Origin of the sequence: Peptoclostridium acidaminophilum DSM 3953, assembly GCF_000597865.1 — a bacterium.
Classification (GTDB): domain Bacteria; phylum Bacillota; class Clostridia; order Peptostreptococcales; family Peptostreptococcaceae; genus Peptoclostridium_A; species Peptoclostridium_A acidaminophilum.
Window position 1 is genome coordinate 2,142,526 of record NZ_CP007452.1, and the last position, 17,112, is coordinate 2,159,637.

Annotated in this window: 18 protein-coding genes; 4 read left to right on the forward strand and 14 right to left on the reverse strand. The window is 45.9% G+C overall.

The genetic code is table 11. The features are described 5' to 3' along the window. Positions 1–86: 86 nt before the first annotated feature. Positions 87–1,850, forward strand: coding sequence for a GGDEF domain-containing protein (locus tag EAL2_RS10465; protein WP_025436335.1), 1,764 nt, complete (start codon positions 87–89; stop codon positions 1,848–1,850). Positions 1,851–1,993: 143 nt separating this feature from the next. Here the strand turns inward: EAL2_RS10465 and EAL2_RS10470 are convergent, their stop codons facing one another. The 3 genes from EAL2_RS10470 to EAL2_RS10480 are packed head-to-tail and all read right to left on the reverse strand — an operon-like array spanning position 1,994 to position 4,958. Continuing rightward, positions 1,994–2,533 (reverse strand): helix-turn-helix domain-containing protein, encoded by a 540-nt coding sequence (locus tag EAL2_RS10470; RefSeq protein WP_025436336.1) that lies wholly within the window; start codon positions 2,531–2,533, stop codon positions 1,994–1,996. A 55-nt stretch (positions 2,534–2,588) separates the two neighbouring features. After that, positions 2,589–3,443 (reverse strand): agmatinase, encoded by an 855-nt coding sequence (gene speB, locus EAL2_RS10475; RefSeq protein WP_038602070.1) that lies wholly within the window; start codon positions 3,441–3,443, stop codon positions 2,589–2,591. 30 nt (positions 3,444–3,473) lie between these two features. Continuing rightward, complete coding sequence (locus EAL2_RS10480; protein WP_330375766.1) at positions 3,474–4,958, reverse strand: aminotransferase class I/II-fold pyridoxal phosphate-dependent enzyme; 1,485 nt, start codon at positions 4,956–4,958, stop codon at positions 3,474–3,476. Between the two features lie 289 nt (positions 4,959–5,247). Here EAL2_RS10480 and trpS point away from each other — a divergent pair, with 289 nt between their 5' ends. Continuing rightward, positions 5,248–6,243 carry a tryptophan--tRNA ligase gene (gene trpS / locus EAL2_RS10485; protein WP_025436339.1) on the forward strand — a complete coding sequence of 332 codons (996 nt, stop codon included), beginning with the start codon at positions 5,248–5,250 and terminating at the stop codon, positions 6,241–6,243. 102 nt (positions 6,244–6,345) lie between these two features. Here trpS and EAL2_RS10490 read toward each other — a convergent pair whose 3' ends face one another. Next, entirely contained in the window at positions 6,346–6,636 is a 291-nt protein-coding gene (locus tag EAL2_RS10490; protein ID WP_025436340.1) for a YkuS family protein, read from the reverse strand. Between the two features lie 178 nt (positions 6,637–6,814). Further along, entirely contained in the window at positions 6,815–7,240 is a 426-nt protein-coding gene (locus EAL2_RS10495; protein WP_025436341.1) for a universal stress protein, read from the reverse strand. A 340-nt stretch (positions 7,241–7,580) separates the two neighbouring features. Here EAL2_RS10495 and EAL2_RS14885 point away from each other — a divergent pair, with 340 nt between their 5' ends. After that, complete coding sequence (locus EAL2_RS14885; protein WP_025436342.1) at positions 7,581–8,981, forward strand: L,D-transpeptidase family protein; 1,401 nt, start codon at positions 7,581–7,583, stop codon at positions 8,979–8,981. 90 nt (positions 8,982–9,071) lie between these two features. On the opposite strand, the gene EAL2_RS10505 is transcribed toward EAL2_RS14885, so the two are convergent. Further along, complete coding sequence (locus tag EAL2_RS10505; RefSeq protein WP_025436343.1) at positions 9,072–9,278, reverse strand: hypothetical protein; 207 nt, start codon at positions 9,276–9,278, stop codon at positions 9,072–9,074. A 370-nt stretch (positions 9,279–9,648) separates the two neighbouring features. Here EAL2_RS10505 and gap point away from each other — a divergent pair, with 370 nt between their 5' ends. Continuing rightward, the gene (gap, locus tag EAL2_RS10510; protein WP_025436344.1) at positions 9,649–10,665 is read left to right on the forward strand and encodes a type I glyceraldehyde-3-phosphate dehydrogenase; all 1,017 of its coding nucleotides are present in this window, start codon (positions 9,649–9,651) and stop codon (positions 10,663–10,665) included. A gap of 50 nt (positions 10,666–10,715) precedes the next feature. Here the strand turns inward: gap and saoB are convergent, their stop codons facing one another. From saoB to EAL2_RS10555, 8 genes are all read right to left on the reverse strand, one after another. Then, positions 10,716–11,513, reverse strand: a complete 798-nt coding sequence (gene saoB / locus EAL2_RS10515) for an ABC transporter substrate-binding (seleno)protein SaoB (protein WP_239591071.1) — start codon at positions 11,511–11,513, stop codon at positions 10,716–10,718. 1 nt (position 11,514) lies between these two features. Continuing rightward, positions 11,515–11,991 (reverse strand): Cys-Cys-COOH (seleno)protein SaoC, encoded by a 477-nt coding sequence (gene saoC / locus EAL2_RS10525; RefSeq protein WP_025436347.1) that lies wholly within the window; start codon positions 11,989–11,991, stop codon positions 11,515–11,517. A gap of 15 nt (positions 11,992–12,006) precedes the next feature. After that, positions 12,007–13,104: an efflux transporter SaoE gene (gene saoE / locus EAL2_RS10530; RefSeq protein ID WP_025436348.1), complete on the reverse strand. Its 1,098-nt coding sequence runs from the start codon at positions 13,102–13,104 to the stop codon at positions 12,007–12,009. 6 nt (positions 13,105–13,110) lie between these two features. After that, complete coding sequence (gene saoT / locus EAL2_RS10535; RefSeq protein WP_242842469.1) at positions 13,111–13,365, reverse strand: thioredoxin-like (seleno)protein SaoT; 255 nt, start codon at positions 13,363–13,365, stop codon at positions 13,111–13,113. Positions 13,366–13,582: 217 nt separating this feature from the next. Then, complete coding sequence (locus EAL2_RS10540) at positions 13,583–14,332, reverse strand: phosphate ABC transporter ATP-binding protein (protein ID WP_025436350.1); 750 nt, start codon at positions 14,330–14,332, stop codon at positions 13,583–13,585. A gap of 1 nt (position 14,333) precedes the next feature. After that, a complete protein-coding gene (locus tag EAL2_RS10545; RefSeq protein ID WP_025436351.1) occupies positions 14,334–15,167 on the reverse strand; it encodes a PstA family ABC transporter permease in 834 nt (277 codons plus the stop codon). A 17-nt stretch (positions 15,168–15,184) separates the two neighbouring features. Further along, entirely contained in the window at positions 15,185–16,042 is an 858-nt protein-coding gene (pstC, locus tag EAL2_RS10550) for a phosphate ABC transporter permease subunit PstC (RefSeq protein WP_242842470.1), read from the reverse strand. 85 nt (positions 16,043–16,127) lie between these two features. Then, positions 16,128–17,030 (reverse strand): phosphate ABC transporter substrate-binding protein, encoded by a 903-nt coding sequence (locus tag EAL2_RS10555; protein ID WP_025436353.1) that lies wholly within the window; start codon positions 17,028–17,030, stop codon positions 16,128–16,130. Between the last annotated feature and the right edge of the window lie 82 nt (positions 17,031–17,112).

The following is a 17,112-nucleotide window of genomic DNA, read 5'->3' on the forward strand; positions in this document are numbered from 1 at the left end:
AGCTGTTTATAACTATTTATATACCCACAATAGCCAGTGCTAGCAGCTTTTATCCATCAAAACAATTTGAACAGAGGTGCAGAATTTTGAATAAAGCAGCTGAATTAAACAGAATACTCTCGCAGTCGGAGATTCATACAGTCTTCCAGCCCATAGTCTCTCTTCGCGAAGGCGCAATACTGGGTTACGAAGCCTTGAGCCGCGGCCCTTCGGACTCTATGCTGGCTTCACCCCTTGCACTTTTCAAGGCGGCTGATGAACTTGGGATGACATGGGAGCTCGAGCTCATATGCAGGCAAAAGGCCATTGAAAGAGCCGGAAAGCTGGATAACGGAAGGTTTCTTTTCATAAATATCGACCCCAACATAATAAGGGATGAAAAATTCCAAAAGGGCTTCACCAAGGAATTCCTTAAAACCCACAACATATCCCCCGACTCAATAATATTTGAGATAACCGAAAGAACAGCCATAGGCGACTACGAGACCTTTTCGCAGATACTCAGCAACTACACGGAGCAGGGTTACAAAATAGCAATAGACGATACGGGCGCCGGCTATTCAGGACTTAGGACCATTACAAACACAAAGCCCCACTACATAAAAATAGACATGGAGCTAATACGCGATATAGACAGCGACACGTTCAAGCAGGCGCTCATTAAAAACGTAGTCAACCTTTGCCTTTCAACCAACATAAAAGTCATAGCTGAGGGCATAGAAACGGAGGGCGAGCTGCAAACTCTCATACGTCTGGGTGTATATGCCGGACAGGGCTATTATCTCCAACGGCCGGCCAGCACATTTTTGGAGATACCTGAGACCATAAAAAATAAGATTGCCCAGTACAATTCGCTCTCCAATAACGTTTTTGACTATGACAGCAACTACCACTACATAGGCTCCCTCGCCGAGGAGCGTTCCTCCCTGGACATGCAAATTTCGTGCAGCGACGTCAAAGATTTTTTGGATAGCAAGGGCTTCGATGGCGTTTGCCTTGCTCGCAACGGGATTCCTCGCGGACTCATTATGAAATCCAACCTCAACTCTGCCTTTGCAAGGCAGTACGGCGTTTCCGTGTTTTCCAAAAGACCGGTTTCTCTCATAATGGATTCATCGCCGCTCATAGTTGACTACTTTACTCCCATAAACACGGTCGCAGAAACGGCCATGCAAAGGGACGACGCCAAGACGTACGACTGCATAATAGTCACAAAGGGATTCGATTACTGTGGGATAGTTTCAATCAAAAAGCTGCTCCTGCATACTACCGCCATGGAGAAAAACTATGCCAGGGAGCTCAACCCTCTCACCCAGCTTCCCGGCAATGTGATCATAAGTCGGGTGCTGAACGACCTTATATCCCGTGGCCGAGCTTGCTGCATTTTCTATGCAGATCTTGACAATTTCAAGATATATAACGATGTGTACGGCTTTGAAAACGGCGACAAGATAATAAAACTGACGGCCACGCTTATCGAAAATATCGTCAAGTCAAAGTTTCCCTTCAACAGCTTTGTCGGACACATAGGCGGCGACGACTTCATATATACAATCGAATGCACCCTTGAGAATGCGGAGTCAGTATGCCAGGATATAATCTCCAATTTCGACAAGGACGTGCTCGCCTTCTTCAACGAGCATGATATAAAAAATGGATATATAGAAACATCAGACAGATACGGTAAAAATATGCAATTCGACTTGACGTCTATTTCAATTGCCGGCTTCTGCGGAGACCCCTTAAAATTTAGGGATCCCGAGACGCTCGCAATGCAAATGGGCGAGATAAAACAACAGGTCAAAAAGCTATCCGGAAGCAATTTCATAATACAAGATATGCAAAGCTGACAAAAAAAAAGAGCTAGAGGCTGGAAATTGCAATTGCTTGCCATTCTCCGCCTACAGCTCTTTTTTTCATATGTTTTCTGGCTCTCTTTGTATACTCGTCATCCCCACAAGACGGTGAGTGACCGTTAAATTCCTTCTAAAAATTAAAAATACGGCGGAGTGCTTATCCATATAACCTTGGCCTGGACTTTCCCCGGATTCGATATGAAGTGGCTGGCCTTGGCCTTGTAGTAGAAGCACTCTCCCTTCTTGGCCTTGTGCTTTCTGCTGCCAAGGTGCACCTCGACGTTGCCGCTGAGCACGTAGCCGAACTCCTCGCCTTCGTGGGGCTCTTCCTCCTTGTACCTTCCCCCAGGCTCCAGCGTGAGCAGTATGGGCTCCATGTCATTCTTTTGGGCATTGGGCACTATCCATTCAAGTATGTAGCCCAGCTCCTCGTCAGCCGTTTCAAATGCATCATCACTTGTGAATACAATCTTCTCATCCTCGTATTCGTTGAAAAAATCCTTCAGATTCGTCCCCAGGCTCTCGAGTATGTCAACAAGCGTAGATATCGAAGGCGATGTAAGATCCCTCTCCACCTGCGATATGAAACCCTTCGAAAGGTCGCACCTGCTCGCGAGCTCCTCCTGCGTAAGGGACTTGGCCATGCGCAGTTCTTTGATTTTTTTCCCTATATCCATATATATCCCCTCACAGAATATCTGATTTATTTTATCCTATAATTCTGTTAGTATGCTATTTATATGCGATTGCCAGGAGCAGCTCCCTTAGAACCTTGCAGGCAACTGCAGTCGAGGTTCCGCTCTGGTCGTAGTGCGGAGAAAGCTCTACTACGTCAGCACCTACTATGTTGAGGCCTTTGAGCGTGTCTATCGCAGACATCATCTCCTTGAATGTGATTCCGCCGGGCTCTATTGTGCCTGTTCCCGGAAAGATTGAAGGGTCGAGAATGTCAAGATCTATAGTCACATACACCGGCTTTCCCTTTAGGCTTTCAACTGCGTCTTCAAGCCCCGCGCAGTCAAACTTCGTAAGGCTGGTGTGAGCTTTGGCCCATTCGAATTCTACCTTTTCGCCCGACCTTATGCCGAACTGGTGTATCCTGCCGTCGCCCACAAGCTCCCACGCTCTTCTAATTACAGTAGCGTGCGATAGCTTCTCGCCCATGTAGTCTTCACGCAAATCTGTGTGCGCGTCAAAGTGTATTATGTGAAGGTCGGGATATTTTTCGAATACCGCCTTGACTGCAGGGTAGCTTACAAGGTGCTCTCCGCCTATCATTACAGGCACCTTCTCGTCGTGTACGACTCTGCTTGCATATTCGTGTATCATGTCGAGGACTCTTTCTGTATTTCCAAAAGGAAGGTCCAGGTCTCCCCCGTCAAATATGGCCGCATCCTCAATTATGTCCATATCAAGGTATGGGCTGTATGTCTCAAGGCCGTAAGACTCCTGCCTCATTGTCGCAGGAGCGAACCTCGTGCCCGGCCTGAAAGATGTCGTTCCGTCATATGGGCTTCCAAAAACAACTATGTCAGCCTCGTCATACGGGCTTTCAAATCCTAAAAACGTGTGTATGTTCTTGTTCATATGCAAGCATCTCCTTTTCATACTCTCTGCCTAGTATCCAAGTACCTCTATGTATTCCACATTCGGGTCCTTTGTTCCTGAAAGCGTAGTTTTCTGGCCCTTTATAAAGCCTATATATTCAATCATTTCCTCGTTTATCTTCTCGCCCATTGCAACTATAGGTATTCCAGGGGGGTACGCCATTACTGACTCAGCGCATATCATTCCCTTTGCCTCGGAAAGCTTCACAGTCCTTTTCATGCCATAGAACGCATTCCTTGGCGAGACTATTACCTCGGGATTTTTAAGAGGTGGCGTCTTTATCTTTATCTTCTCCTTGCCAAACCTTACTGCCATGTCCCTTAATGCGCCTACCAGCTTGGAGACCGAATCCATTGCATCCCCCAGGCTTATTATGGCCAGTATGTTGGTTGCATCGCCAAGCTCCATTTGTATGTTGTATTCGTCCCTTAGTATGTCATACGCCTCAAACCCCGTCATGCCTATTCCTGTAACATTGATTCCCAACTTGGTTTCATCGAAATTGTAGACGCCCTTGCCGTCAAGGAGCTCCTTGCCAAAGGCGTACAGGCCGTCTATCGCGTTTATACTCTCTCTTGCCCAGCTTGATATTCCAAGTATCTCCTGCAGATTCTCGCTTCCGTTTGTGGCGAGGCTCTTTCTGGCAACGTCCAGGCTGCTCATTAGGAGATATGACGCACTTGTTGTCTGCGTGAGGTTTATAATCGCCCTTACCTTTCCCGGATCTATAAGGCCCTCTCTCATTAGCAGCAGGGAGCTTTGTGTAAGCGAGCCGCCGGTCTTGTGAAGGCTGACAGAGCTCATATCGGCTCCCGCGCTCATGGCGTCCTGAGGCAGGCCGTCGCTAAAGCCAAAGTGGGCTCCATGAGCTTCGTCTACCAGCACTGCCATGCCGTGCCTGTGCGCGAGCTTTACTATCTCCCTTATGTTGCCCGTATAGCCGTAATATGTCGGATTTATTATGAAAACGGCTTTTGCATCCGGATTCTCCGCGATTGCCAGCTCAACACTTTCAACAGTCACTCCCATTGCAATCCCAAGCTGCGGATTGATTTGTGGCTGTATGTACACAGGCTGCGCTCCGCTTAGTATCAGGCCGTTTATCGCCGACTTGTGGGCGTTCCTTGGAAGTATGACCTTTTCGCCAGGATTGCATGTGCTCATTATCATGGCCTGTACCGCGCTTGTCGTTCCGTTTACAAGAAAAAAGCAGTGGTCAGCCGAAAATGCCTGTGCGGCCAGCTCCTGAGCTTCCTTTATTACGCTAGATGGGTCATTTAAAAAATCCAGCGGCTTCATTGAGTTGACATCCACCTGAAGGACCTTTTCTCCAATAAAATCAGCCAGCTCGGGGAGACCCTTGCCATGCTTGTGCCCTGGCACATCAAATGGCGTAACTTTTTTTTCATGGTATTTTTTAAGCGCCTCAAAAAGAGGCATGCTGTGTTGATCTTTTTTTATGGGACTCCCCGCCTTTCTCTCTATATATGTCAATCAAAAAAATCTGGAAAAACCAGCCTCAAATCGCTCCAAGGCATGATCCCGCTCAGATTCCCATTGACATCCAAGTCTGAAATACTAAACATTTTGTTTATGTCTACTAAACGAACACTTTTATAATTATACTCACTTGAAAATGAAAAATCAACAGGTTTTTTCGTCCGGATTAGCGCTGATTTATCGATATTAATTGTCCGAATTCAGCATACAGATTTATTGTATTGCTTAGCAGCGAAAAAAAACTTATCATATTAGTATGACTAGACTATTGGAGGAGATATATATGGAAGATAGAAAAGTAATATTCAGCGGCATACAGCCTTCCGGCGGGCTGACTCTTGGCAATTATCTGGGAGCTATCAAAAACTGGGTCAAGCTTCAGGATGAATATGACTCGTATTTTTGCGTTGTCGACCTGCACGCTATAACAGTAAGACAAGAACCCAAAAATCTTCGGGAGAAGACTCTCGAGGTGCTTGCAATATATATGGCCTCAGGCCTTGATCCGGACAAGACAACGCTGTTCATACAGTCGCACGTGCCAGCACACAGCGAGGCTCAGTGGCTGCTCAACTGCTATACTTACATGGGTGAGCTTTCGAGAATGACCCAGTTCAAGGACAAGAGCCAGAAGGCAGGCGAGAGCATTCCAGTAGGCCTCTTCACATATCCCGTGCTAATGGCCGCAGACATACTCCTTTATAACGCCGACCTCGTTCCCGTTGGCAAGGACCAGATGCAGCACCTTGAGTTCTCAAGAGACCTGGCGGAGAGATTCAACAACTCATACAGCCCTACTTTCAAGATACCAGAAGGCTACATCCCCAAGGAAGGCGCAAAGATAATGAGCCTACAGGAACCCCTCAAGAAGATGTCCAAGTCCGACGAGAACAAGAACTCGTTCATAATGATACTGGATACGCCTGATGACATAAGAAAGAAAATATCAAGGGCTGTAACGGATACCGTCGGAGTAATCGCATACAACGACGAGCAGCCGGGAATCAAGAACCTGATAAACATAGCCAGCGCTATCAGCGGAGACTCGCCTGAGACTATAGTGGCGAGATACAGCGGCTGCGGCTATGCACAGCTCAAGTCGGACGTTGCAGAGCTTGTTGTTGCCGAGCTCGCTCCGATACAGGAAAAGGTGCGCCAGCTTCTTTCAGACAAGTCGGAGCTCGAAAGAATATACAAACTTGGCGCTGAAAAAGCCAACTATACGGCTTCAAAGATGCTAAGGAAGATGCAAAAGAAAATAGGCCTTATCCCCAGATAAAAAGATATTAACCGGGTCGAATCCTGTCTGAAGAAATTTTAATGCAAGTAAAAAGGAGCGCCCCATGGCGCTCCTTTTAGATTCCAGATTCAAATTTAATGCTTAACCTTCAAACCAGTTGGCTGGCTTTTTGCACATGTTGTTCTTAACTAGATTCAGTATCTCTTCCTTCGTATACTTGGCAGCATTTATTACGAGCATTTCATTTTCTCCGTCAATCCTACATTCGGCCGAGCCCATCTCTTCCCAGTCTGAGTCGGGTACGTCTACTATGGAGATGTCTGCGCTGCCCTTGCAGTTACCCATAACGCAAACATCATAGCCGTTCTCTCTAAGATAATTTGCAACCTCATCCAAACCTGCCTGAATCGTTATATTTACTTTTTCAGCCATAACGCTTCCCCCTTTATATATGCTTTGTGATTATCCCTGCTTGCCATAGTATATTCCCAAAAATATTCATGTTATTCAGAGTTTTGATTTTTGTTATTGTTTTGTCATTGCGCGCCTCTTAAAGCCTTCTTTTATATCGCCAATTTATAATTTGCATTAATTAATCATTGCTGCCGGCTCACCTTATTACAAAAACAGGCACTGTGGCGTGGTGCACAACCTTGCTTGCCACCGAGCCTATGAGGAACCTCTTGGCAGAAGACATTCCGTGAGTGCATATTATTATCATGTCGCAGCCTTCTCCTTCAGCCATGTCGATTATCTCTGTAGCCGGGTCGCCTGTTGCTATGTTGAATGTAACCTTTATGTCGCTTCCTTCGAATCTTGATTTTGCGCCTTCAATTATCTTTTCTGCTCTTGCCTTTAGATATTCATCCATAGTATCGAAGTTTTGTGTTATGAAAGTCTGTGTAAATCCCGGCTCTATGTCCGCAACGTTTAGCACTATTATTTCCGCATCGAACTTTTCCGCAAAGCTTTTGGCAATGTCATAAGCCTTTAGGCAAAAGTCCGAGCCGTCCACCGGCAATAGTATCTTCTTCATTAAAAATCCCTCCGTCAGTCAAAATTTATTTATACGTCTATACAGAATTTCCATCTTGATTTCCTGAAATCCCTCAAGGCATCCAGGTGCATTTGACACAACATAGTATGCATATTTTTTGTATACCCTCAAATATTTCCTGTAAACCTCATCCGCGAATATCAAGAGTTATTCTGGCATATGCCCGTTTTGCCGCGGGTATGACTTCTCCAAGCACTCCCGCGCATTAATTTGCTTGATTTAAAATCACTTTATTAACGCATACATCATCGGGGTATATAAATATATGTACTACCATACCTTCACTTTTTCATATAAAAAATCCAGGATGGTGATCCAGATGAAAGAACTGCTAATCAAGACGGTGATTGTTTCACTAATGAGCACGGCGCCCATTTCGGCCAATCCCGACGTTGCATCTATAACTGCTTCAGCTACAGCTGCGCAGCTCAATTCGCTAATGGCACAAGGCGTCATGGACAATGCCGATGTCGGCAAATACCCTCTTGAAGAAAACATAAACGCGCAGGACATTTCCGAGGACGAAAAGCTTGCCACGCAGGGCGAAACTGACACACTTGTGCCCCAGGAAGAGGCGCCTCCACAGCAGGAGGTTCAGCCGCAGCCTTCCTCAGAGCCTGCAGCCGCGGCCCCCGCAAGCAATGTCATCGAAACATACAATACATCGCTTCCAGTTTCAATAGCCCTGAACCTCAAGTATGAAAAGTATCTGCCTGCATACGACTACTTGCTGCTTTCAAAGGGCTCGGTCAATATTCGGGAGGCTCCGACAACGGGCTCTAAAATAGTAAAGACAGCCGGGTATTTTGAAAAGGTGAATGTAACAGAGGCTGTGAAGGGAGAGTTTCTCGCCAAATACAACTCAAGCAAGTGGTACAAGGTGTATTGGTATCAAAATGGGACAATAAGGTCTGGCTACATGTTCTCGTCGCTTGTCGAGAAAAGAAGCTTCCAGTTCGGCAAGATGGCATCCTCCCTTGAAAACCTGCGAGCTCAGATATCCAGCGGGAAAATGGGGTATGTGAACAACTACAAGAACAGAAACGGACTTCCTCCCCTGTACAAAGGCACCACAAGCGACAAATACGGCACTCTGCGTGACCAGAGTGCTCCCGCATACGCAAGCCTGGGCAACAAGTCTGAGCTCATTTACTTTGACGACGGCAAGCTCCTTAGGATAATCGGCGAACAGGATTCATACTACAAGGTTGAGTCCCTTGAACGTCCAGGCAGCTACTTTGTTCCCAAGAAGTACCTCTATACGAAAAACGCGCCTTCCTCGCTGGGCCAGGTTATAGTTGTCGACAGGAAAAACCAGAACGAGGCCGTATTCGAATGGACAGGCAGCTCATGGCAGATGATTTCCTATACGTTCGCAACTACAGGTGCGCAGGACAAGTACCGCTTTGAAACTCCGCTTGGATATTTCATGGCGATTGAAAGAAGGTCAAAATTCCTCTACCTTGACGATATCACAAAGGAAATTGCGGGCTATGCTCCTTATGCCGTCCGTTTCTCGGGCGGAGCCTATGTGCACGGCGTGCCGGTGGACTATATAAAGAAAAACGGCCAGCTCATAGATCCGGGGCAGAAGGAGACCCTCTACACTCTGGGTACCGTTCCAAGATCCCACAAATGCGTCAGGAACTACACCTCACACGCGAAGTTCCTGTATGACTGGGTGAAGGTTGGTCAGGCCTCCGTAATAGTAATAGAATAGCTTTCTAATGGCATTCAAAAAAATCAAAAGGCCCGGGGCTTCATCTTTCAACGAGACGCTGCGCCGGGCCATGCTTTAATGAGTTATATGCTATATATGTTTATATTCCAAAGCTCTCTCGAGATTTGATATATTGTCCTCTGTAAAAAGATCTCTGCCTGTAGCTTTTATGTAAAAGCTGTTTATAGTCCTTATGTCGTTGAACATAAAAGCGCTCGGCTTTGTAAGCCTGAGTCCTGTCAGCAGATTGGCTATTTCCTTTATTTCGTCCTCTGTTATTCTAACTGTGTTCTCCAATGTTGCCCCCCCTTTGTCTCTCACCTATCATTTGGCCGGCATATGCCGTTTAAAACGATAATAATTATATACCTTCCTAAAACGCGCTTTAAACACATTGCCAGGTGTTATTTAAATAACGTCCAGGCTGGACGCTGTTTTTAAGGCGTGCTGTTTTCCCAAAAACTTCTGAACTCAAGTGACTACGTGCTCTGCTTAAATCGTCCATATTCGGGTATATCTATATTTAGCCGCGGATTTATAGGGAAATATTATAGCACTTCGAACCTTGACAAACTGCCGCGGTAAATGTATAAATAATATGTAACATTTTATATAAAGTATGTCACATTGATTTTGTAACTCAATTACATATATAGGGGGTATTTTTATGGCAATAAAAGTTGGTATAAACGGATTTGGAAGGATAGGAAGGCTTTTCCTGAGAATAGCCCAGACTAAGCTTGCAGGCGATATCGAAGTTGTTGCTCTAAACGCCAGGGCTGACGTAGCTACTCTTGCGCATCTTTACAAGTATGACTCTTGTTTTGGAAGAGCAAAGGACGATGTGAAAACTTCCGAGAACGCTCTAATAATAAACGGCAAAGAGATAAAGGTTGTCCAGGCTAAAGAGCCTAAGGACATCCCATGGAAGGACCTTGGGGTCGACATAGTTGTGGAGTCTACTGGGGTTTTCGTAAAAAGAGACCAGCTCGAGGGACACATAGCTGCCGGAGCTAAGAAAGTTATACTTACTGCGCCTGCTAAGGACGGAGAAGACATAACTATGGTTATGGGCGTAAACAGCGACATGTACGACAATGCAGTCCACAATATAATATCTAACGCTTCTTGTACTACAAACTGCCTTGCTCCAGTTGCGAAGGTGCTTGATGAGAAGTTCGGAATAGTAAAAGGCTTTATGACTACTGTTCACGCATACACTAACGACCAGAGAATACTTGACAAGAGCCACAAGGACCTTAGAAGGGCAAGAGCTGCTGCCGAGTCTATAATACCTACTACTACCGGCGCTGCGAAGGCTGTCGGCCTTGTGCTTCCAAACCTTAAAGGCAAGCTTGACGGTTATTCTCTAAGGGTTCCAGTGCCTACAGGCTCTATAACTGACCTTGTTTGCGAGGTTAAAAAGAACACTACTGCTGAAGAGGTAAACGCAGCTCTCAAGGAGGCTTCTGAAACTTATCTTAAGGGCATACTGGGCTTTAGCGACGAACCGCTTGTATCTGTGGACTATGTTGGAGACGACCACTCTTCTATAGTTGACTCGCTGCTTACTAAGGTTATGGACGGCAATATGGTTAAGCTTGCCGCATGGTATGACAATGAGTGGGGCTATTCTGTAAGGGTTGTTGACATGGTTAATATGGTTGCGGAGAAGATGAAATAAGGATATATGAAATTAAGGGATGCCTGAGGGCATCCCTTTTTTATGTGACTCTAATCCGATAGCTTTAAAAATTTAATGTGCAGTTCTCCGAGTGTATGTCTGTCTGCGGGCGAAAGCTCCATGTCTTTGTATTTTTCAAGCTGCTTTGCCAGGACGTTTGTGTTTGAAAGTTCTCTGGCGCATTTGTTGTAGAGTTTTATGAATTCGCGGAAGTCTTCGCTCTTTTTGTATTCTTTGTTTACTACCAGCACGCATGTTGTGTGGTCAGACTTAGTCGCCGCGCTTTCTTTTTGTCCCTTCAGGAAAAATCCGCTTGTGAAATCGGCAAGTACCGAATCTACCTGCCCGTTTTCAAGAGCGTAAGGCAGCGCTGTCCCCATGAGCTTTTTCATTTGAGCGTTGGCTCCAAAGTTCTCAGATACTATGGCATCCTGGTGAGGCCTGTTTTGTGATACTCCTATCTTGCCTGGGTTGCCCCTGTCTTTGAATACGAACATGCTTGTGTTTTGCATTACATCGCCTATTATTTCGAATTCTTTGTTGGTTTTTACAAATTCCCTGGCCGCGTCGGGACACAGGAATGCAATGTCCATTACATCCGAGCTCAATGCCCATTGAGCAGAAGCGCTTCAGCAGTCCCCTATGATATATGCTTCAAGCTCTAGACTTTCGACTTTTCCTGCCGCTTCTGTGCTGTTTGAGATATAGTCAAGGAGCAGGCCTGAGCTTTCAGTTGATGCGCCTACTCTGACGCTCTCACTGAGGCTCTCCTTTGGCATGAACAGAAACACCGCCACGGCCACAGCCGCCAATATGATTGTGTTCTTTAACAGGCGCACACTTTCCATGTTAATCACAGCAGTCTTCCATGCCTTCTCCGAAAAGGTTTATCATCCGGTTGTCTATTATTCTGTATATTGCATAGCCTACGCTTCCATTTTTTGAGCCTGACACTATGAACTCCAGCTCGTCCTTTTCGTCTATGTCCTTGAATTGAATCTTCTGGTTTTCCGCTGGCGCCGGAATCGGCTCTGTCAGCTGGTGCTTTTCATTTTCTTCTGCTATGACCGCGCACATTTGCTTTTTATCTTTTTCGTTTTCAAATATCACAATCAAATCCTTGCTGCCATCGCTCGTTATGTCTTCATATGCGCATTGCACAGGCTCTCTGTCGGGATACTGAGCCTTAAAATATGCAAGCAGCTCGTTGTCTGCTGGAACTCCAAGGTCTGCTTTTTTGTTTTCACTCTTTGGGTTGCTGCTGCAACCACTTAATCCTGCTATTAGAATAATCATTGCCATAACGTATGAAATTTTTCTTATCATTTTTCTGCTCCTTCCCTATGCCGCTTTTTTTGATATTGACGCCATGGTGGTCTTTATTCCGGGCATCACTGCGCGAATGAAGAACACAAATATTATGAATGAGCATATATATTCTATGGGTTTTGGAAAATCTATGAGCAGCGTGTTTGCTGCCTTTATTGAATTCGATGTCCTGTCAAAGTTCATGGCAGGCTTAAAGCCCGGCATTAGCAATATATTGGCTGCATATCCAAATACAAGTGCTGTCAGCGTTATAACCGTACTGTATATTATTGCTGTCCTTTTTCCCATGATGTTGAACATGCTTATGAGCTCTGGGAAGTTTGTGGCAGCGCCTGCCATCAGAAATGTGATTCCCACTCCGGGCGCCGCGCCACTTGCAATGAGAGCTGCTATGAATGGTATATGGCCAACTGCGCATACATACATTATCGTAGCAAGAACAGCTATGCTGCCGAGCGAAAGCATGCTCGGATCCCCAAGAAAGCTGTGTATGTAGTCTTGCGGAACTGCCGTAAGCAAAAATCCCGCAAACAGCATGCCGGGTATTACATACTTGCTTACTGAAAGCGCCAGGTCGTTTATGGCCCAGTTAAGTCCCGATTTTATTCTCTCAGCAAGACCAGGTCTTATGCCCTCCTCAAGCTCAAGCATCCTTGCCTGTATGTTCTCCTCGACTCCGGGAGCTACAAGCTCAGGGCCTCCAAACATATTGCCTATCACGCCTATTAGCATGGGGACAGTGAAGCCCGCTATTACGTATATCATTGTTATCTGCGGCCCCAGGAGGCCATAGCAGAGTATTACAGCTATCGGGTTGATTATCGGGGTTGCTGTCATGAAGGCCAGCACCGGGCCCAGATACGCCCCCGAGTAGTAAAGACTTATTCCAAGAGGTATAACCCCGCAACTGCATATTGGCAGGAGCATTCCTGAAATTGTGCTCTTTAGAAGCGAGGATAGCTTCTTGTTCCCCAGCATCCTCTGGAACTTGTCCGGCGACATTATATCGTGAAGAACCCCAGCTAGTATGAAACTGAAAACAAGCCAGGCTGATGCGCTGTTTAGTATGTTGAAACCTGCTAGCACCATTCTTTCAATAAATTCAAACATGTTTACCTATCCTTTCACAGCCTCTTCTATGGCTTCTGTTATGCTTTTTTCAGACAGATTCTGAATTTTCTTCTTCTCGCCTATTACTATCATGCTCTTTGTAACCATTCCATATTTTTTTATGTATCCAAAATCCTTTCCAGCCCTGTATATGACAAGCTCTAACTTGTCCTCATGCTGCTTTGCCAGGCTTTCCACGAAAGCTCCATATTTGTCACATCAAGCACATGTGTTTATGAATTCAACCAGTATTTTCCCCATGATACGCCTCCTTAAATCTTGCCGGATTACATCCCGTCCGCAAATTTTGCTAATCACAAATCCCAAGATATATAATACAGGTTTTCAATCATGTTTCGGACTATTATTCGAATATTTTATTGTATAGCATTCTATTATTAATCGAACTAATAATCTTATGCGCCTTTTTATTCGACAAAAAACCCTGCAAAAGCAGGGTTCAACAGTTCATATTCATTTATCCGAAAACCCCTTCTATATACTGCCTTGTCCTCTCGTCACCGGGGCTTGAAAATAGTTCCGATGTCCTTCCAAATTCGATGAGTTCTCCCGACATCATGAACATGGTGTAGTCTGCAATCCTTCTTGCCTGCGCAAGGTTGTGCGTTACTATGACTATGGCGTAGTCCTTAGAGAGCTCCCTTAACATGGCTTCTATCTTAGCCGTGTTCTGGATGTCTAGAGCCGAGCAGGGCTCGTCCAGCAGGAGAAGCGAAGGCTCCACCGTGAGCGCCCTTGCTATGCAAAGCCTCTGCTGCTGTCCTCCCGATAGTTTTTTTGCCGGCATATCAAGGCAGTGCGACACCTCTTCGTAGAGGCCCGCTACCTGCAGCTTTTCCTTTGCTATCTGACAAAGGCGCTCCTTGTCCCTTATTCCGTGGTACCTTGGAGCATAAGTCATGTTGTCCTTTATACTTAGCGGAAACGGTGCGGGATTTTGGAAGACCATGCCCAGCTTGCTTCTTAGCTTTTCCCTTGGAATGCTCCTTGCATCGCTTCCATCAAGCAGTATGCTGCCCTTTACGGAGCCGTCCTTTTCATCCTCGACAAGCAGGTTGAGGCTCTTTATGAATGTGGTCTTCCCGCAGCCTGATGGACCTATAACTGCAGTTATTGCGTTCCTGTATATATCAACATTTATATTGCTCAGCACGGTCTTGTCAGCATATGCTGCGCAAAGTCCTTTTATTTGCATTACTCTATCCATGTCATTCCCCTCTTTTCATTATCCCAAAGAGCATTGCCGCTCCGTTTATAGCGAGTATAAGCAGCACAAGCACTGTGGACGTGCCGTATACGTATTCTGTAGGCGCCCCCTCTCCCACAAGCACGTAGAGATGGTAAGAAAGCGCCATGGCCGGGGACATTACGCTCTCTGGTGCCTTCGCGTATATTACCGCGCCTGTCAAGATTATGGGTGCTGTGGCTCCCATTGCAAATCCCCCTGCAAGGGCCACAGAGCTTATTATGTCCGGGAGCGCCTCGCGCAGCACAAGCCTTTTTATTGTGTAGTACCTTGAAACTCCAAGGGCATACGAGGAAAGCAGCATCTCCTGCTCAATTTCGCTGAGCCTCTTTTCAACCCGAACCTCTATGAATGGGAAAATCATTATACCAAGGACAAGTCCTCCCGAAAGCACCGACACGCCAAAGCCCATCTTGAGTACAAAGAGCGTATATCCAAAGAGTCCAAGCACTATTGAGGGCATCCCCGCAGTCGATTCTATAACAAGACTGACTATGTTGTAGAGTCTTCTGCTGGAGCAGTAGAACTTGAGATATATGGCCGTTGATATTGCAAGCAGCGATGCTACGGAGCAAGCCACTCCCGTAAATGCCAGGCTGCCCATTATGGCGGGGTATATGCCTCCACTGGAGCCCAACGGGAATCCCTTTGGCGAATCCAGTAGAAACTCTGCGTTTACTGTTCCGCCTCCTTTTAGAAGTATATATCCTATTATGAAGAAAATGACTGCAAATGTAAGCGCCGAGCTGAGCACACTCCATAACAGCAGCCTGGTGTATTTGCTTTTTTTGTCCATCCTGATTCTCCCTAAAGTTATAAGTCCGCGCCTCTTTTTATGCGCCACACCGCCATACTGACTGCGAATCTCATTATTATTAGTATAAGTCCTGCCGCAAAAAGAGCGTGATAGTGCAGGCTGCCGACAGGTGCTCCGCCCATTTCTAGCGCTATGAGTGCAGGAATCGTCTCACATTTCCCAAGAAGCCTTGGAAGCAGCGGACTATTGCCTATGACCATCATCACTGCCATAGTCTCCCCCATGCCCCTTGCAAGTGCGAGCACAGCTCCCGCAAGCACGCTCCTTTTGGCTGCCGGCAGCACAAGATACCTTACCATGTGCCATTTCGAAACGCCCAGACTGTCCGAGGAAATCTTGTACGACTTCATAATGCCAGCCATTGTTGTATCACATGTCGATACTATATAAGGCAAAATCATTATTGCCAGCACTATTCCGCCTGCGAGCGCGCTCTCGCCTGATGACATCGAAAAATGCCTCTCGAAATATCCAACGACTACTATAAGTCCCATGAAGCCGAAAACAACTGAAGGCAGTCCTGCCATCAGATCTATGAAGGGCTTTAGCACCCTCCTGGCCGATTCTCCCGCTATGCACGACAGGAAAACTGCCGTACCAACACCTATTGGAAGTGCTATTGCAACCGCGAGAAATGAAACGTATACAGTAGCAAGCACCATGGGCAGTATCGAAAGCACAGGCTCCGCACCGATTGGATGCCACCTTTCATTTGCAAAAAATCCAGCCACGCCCGAATGCCGGAATGCCGGAATGCTCTCGGCTCCTATAAAAAAAATTATAAATCCCAGTATTGTAACAGAAACCAGTGTGAACATTTTTATTATAAGCTCAAAAGCCTTGTCACTTTTCATATAATCCCCTTTCATGCTGAGTCGACAAGAAAATCCAGAAGATAAGCCTTCTGGATTTTGTTCTGGACTCATATATTATATTTTACTACTTAGCTGGCACATAACCCATCTTTTCTACAGTTTTCATGCCTTCCTCCGAAAGCATAAGGTCTACAAAAAGCTGCTCCTGAGGCAGAAGCTCTCCGCTTTTTATAACTATAAGCGGTCTTGATATCTTGTATGCTCCGCTTATTATGTTTCCCTCGGTAGGTGCTATGCCATCAACCTCAAGAGGCGTTATCTTTCCTACATTCTGATTGACAAAGCCATATGAAGCATAGCCTATGGCATCCTTGTTCTCCATTATCTTAGTAACCAGCGCTCCCATAGAAGGCTCCTGAATAGCTTCCGCCTTAACCTGAGCATCTCCCATGACCTTGTCCTGGAAAACCTGGTGAGCGCCGCCGCCTATATCTCTTGTAACTACAACTATCTCATTGTGAGGAAGTCCTGGAGCAACCTCATCCCAATACTTGTACTCGCCCGAGAATATCTTCATAACCTCTTCTGTAGTAAGGTTCTTCTTAACGTCAAGTATGGGATTCTCAGGGTTTACTGATATTGTAAGCACGTCTAGTCCAAGCCTGAACTCCTTGTAGTCCGCTATCTTCTCTTTTTCCTCGTCCTTTACTTCCCTTGAAACCATTCCAAAATCGCTTGTGCCGTCTATTATGGCCTTAACTCCAGCGCTCGAGCCGCCTGCCGATACGAACAGGTCTATGCTTTTTTCAGGAAAATCAGCGTTAACCTTGTTCCAGGTCTCGTTGGCATCGATAAACTCAGTGGCTATCTGAGATACCACTGGTGCAAGCGTAGACGAACCCTTGAAGAATATCTGCGACTTGAACTCATCCTTTGAAGCATCCTCCGCCGGCTGCTGCGAGCATCCTGTAAGCGCTAGCGAAAGAATCATCATTGAAGCTACGATAAGACTCCAAATTCTTTTCATTGAAATACCCCTTTCATCTCTTAACGTATTTTTTACATACTTTACATTCAAATTGTATCAGAGATGAAACCTTGCGTATAAT

Bases quoted from the DNA above. Each gene is read 5' to 3' on its own strand.
- EAL2_RS10545 (WP_025436351.1), bottom strand. From the start codon at position 15,167: ATGGACAAAAAAAGCAAATACACCAGGCTGCTGTTATGGAGTGTGCTC.
- EAL2_RS10470 (WP_025436336.1), bottom strand. From the start codon at position 2,533: ATGGATATAGGGAAAAAAATCAAAGAACTGCGCATGGCCAAGTCCCTT.
- speB (WP_038602070.1), bottom strand. From the start codon at position 3,443: ATGAACAAGAACATACACACGTTTTTAGGATTTGAAAGCCCGTATGAC.
- gap (WP_025436344.1), top strand. From the start codon at position 9,649: ATGGCAATAAAAGTTGGTATAAACGGATTTGGAAGGATAGGAAGGCTT.
- EAL2_RS10495 (WP_025436341.1), bottom strand. From the start codon at position 7,240: ATGAAGAAGATACTATTGCCGGTGGACGGCTCGGACTTTTGCCTAAAG.
- saoC (WP_025436347.1), bottom strand. From the start codon at position 11,991: ATGATAAGAAAAATTTCATACGTTATGGCAATGATTATTCTAATAGCA.
- trpS (WP_025436339.1), top strand. From the start codon at position 5,248: ATGGAAGATAGAAAAGTAATATTCAGCGGCATACAGCCTTCCGGCGGG.
- saoE (WP_025436348.1), bottom strand. From the start codon at position 13,104: ATGTTTGAATTTATTGAAAGAATGGTGCTAGCAGGTTTCAACATACTA.
- EAL2_RS10490 (WP_025436340.1), bottom strand. From the start codon at position 6,636: ATGGCTGAAAAAGTAAATATAACGATTCAGGCAGGTTTGGATGAGGTT.
- pstC (WP_242842470.1), bottom strand. From the start codon at position 16,042: ATGAAAAGTGACAAGGCTTTTGAGCTTATAATAAAAATGTTCACACTG.
- EAL2_RS14885 (WP_025436342.1), top strand. From the start codon at position 7,581: ATGAAAGAACTGCTAATCAAGACGGTGATTGTTTCACTAATGAGCACG.
- EAL2_RS10540 (WP_025436350.1), bottom strand. From the start codon at position 14,332: ATGGATAGAGTAATGCAAATAAAAGGACTTTGCGCAGCATATGCTGAC.
- EAL2_RS10555 (WP_025436353.1), bottom strand. From the start codon at position 17,030: ATGAAAAGAATTTGGAGTCTTATCGTAGCTTCAATGATGATTCTTTCG.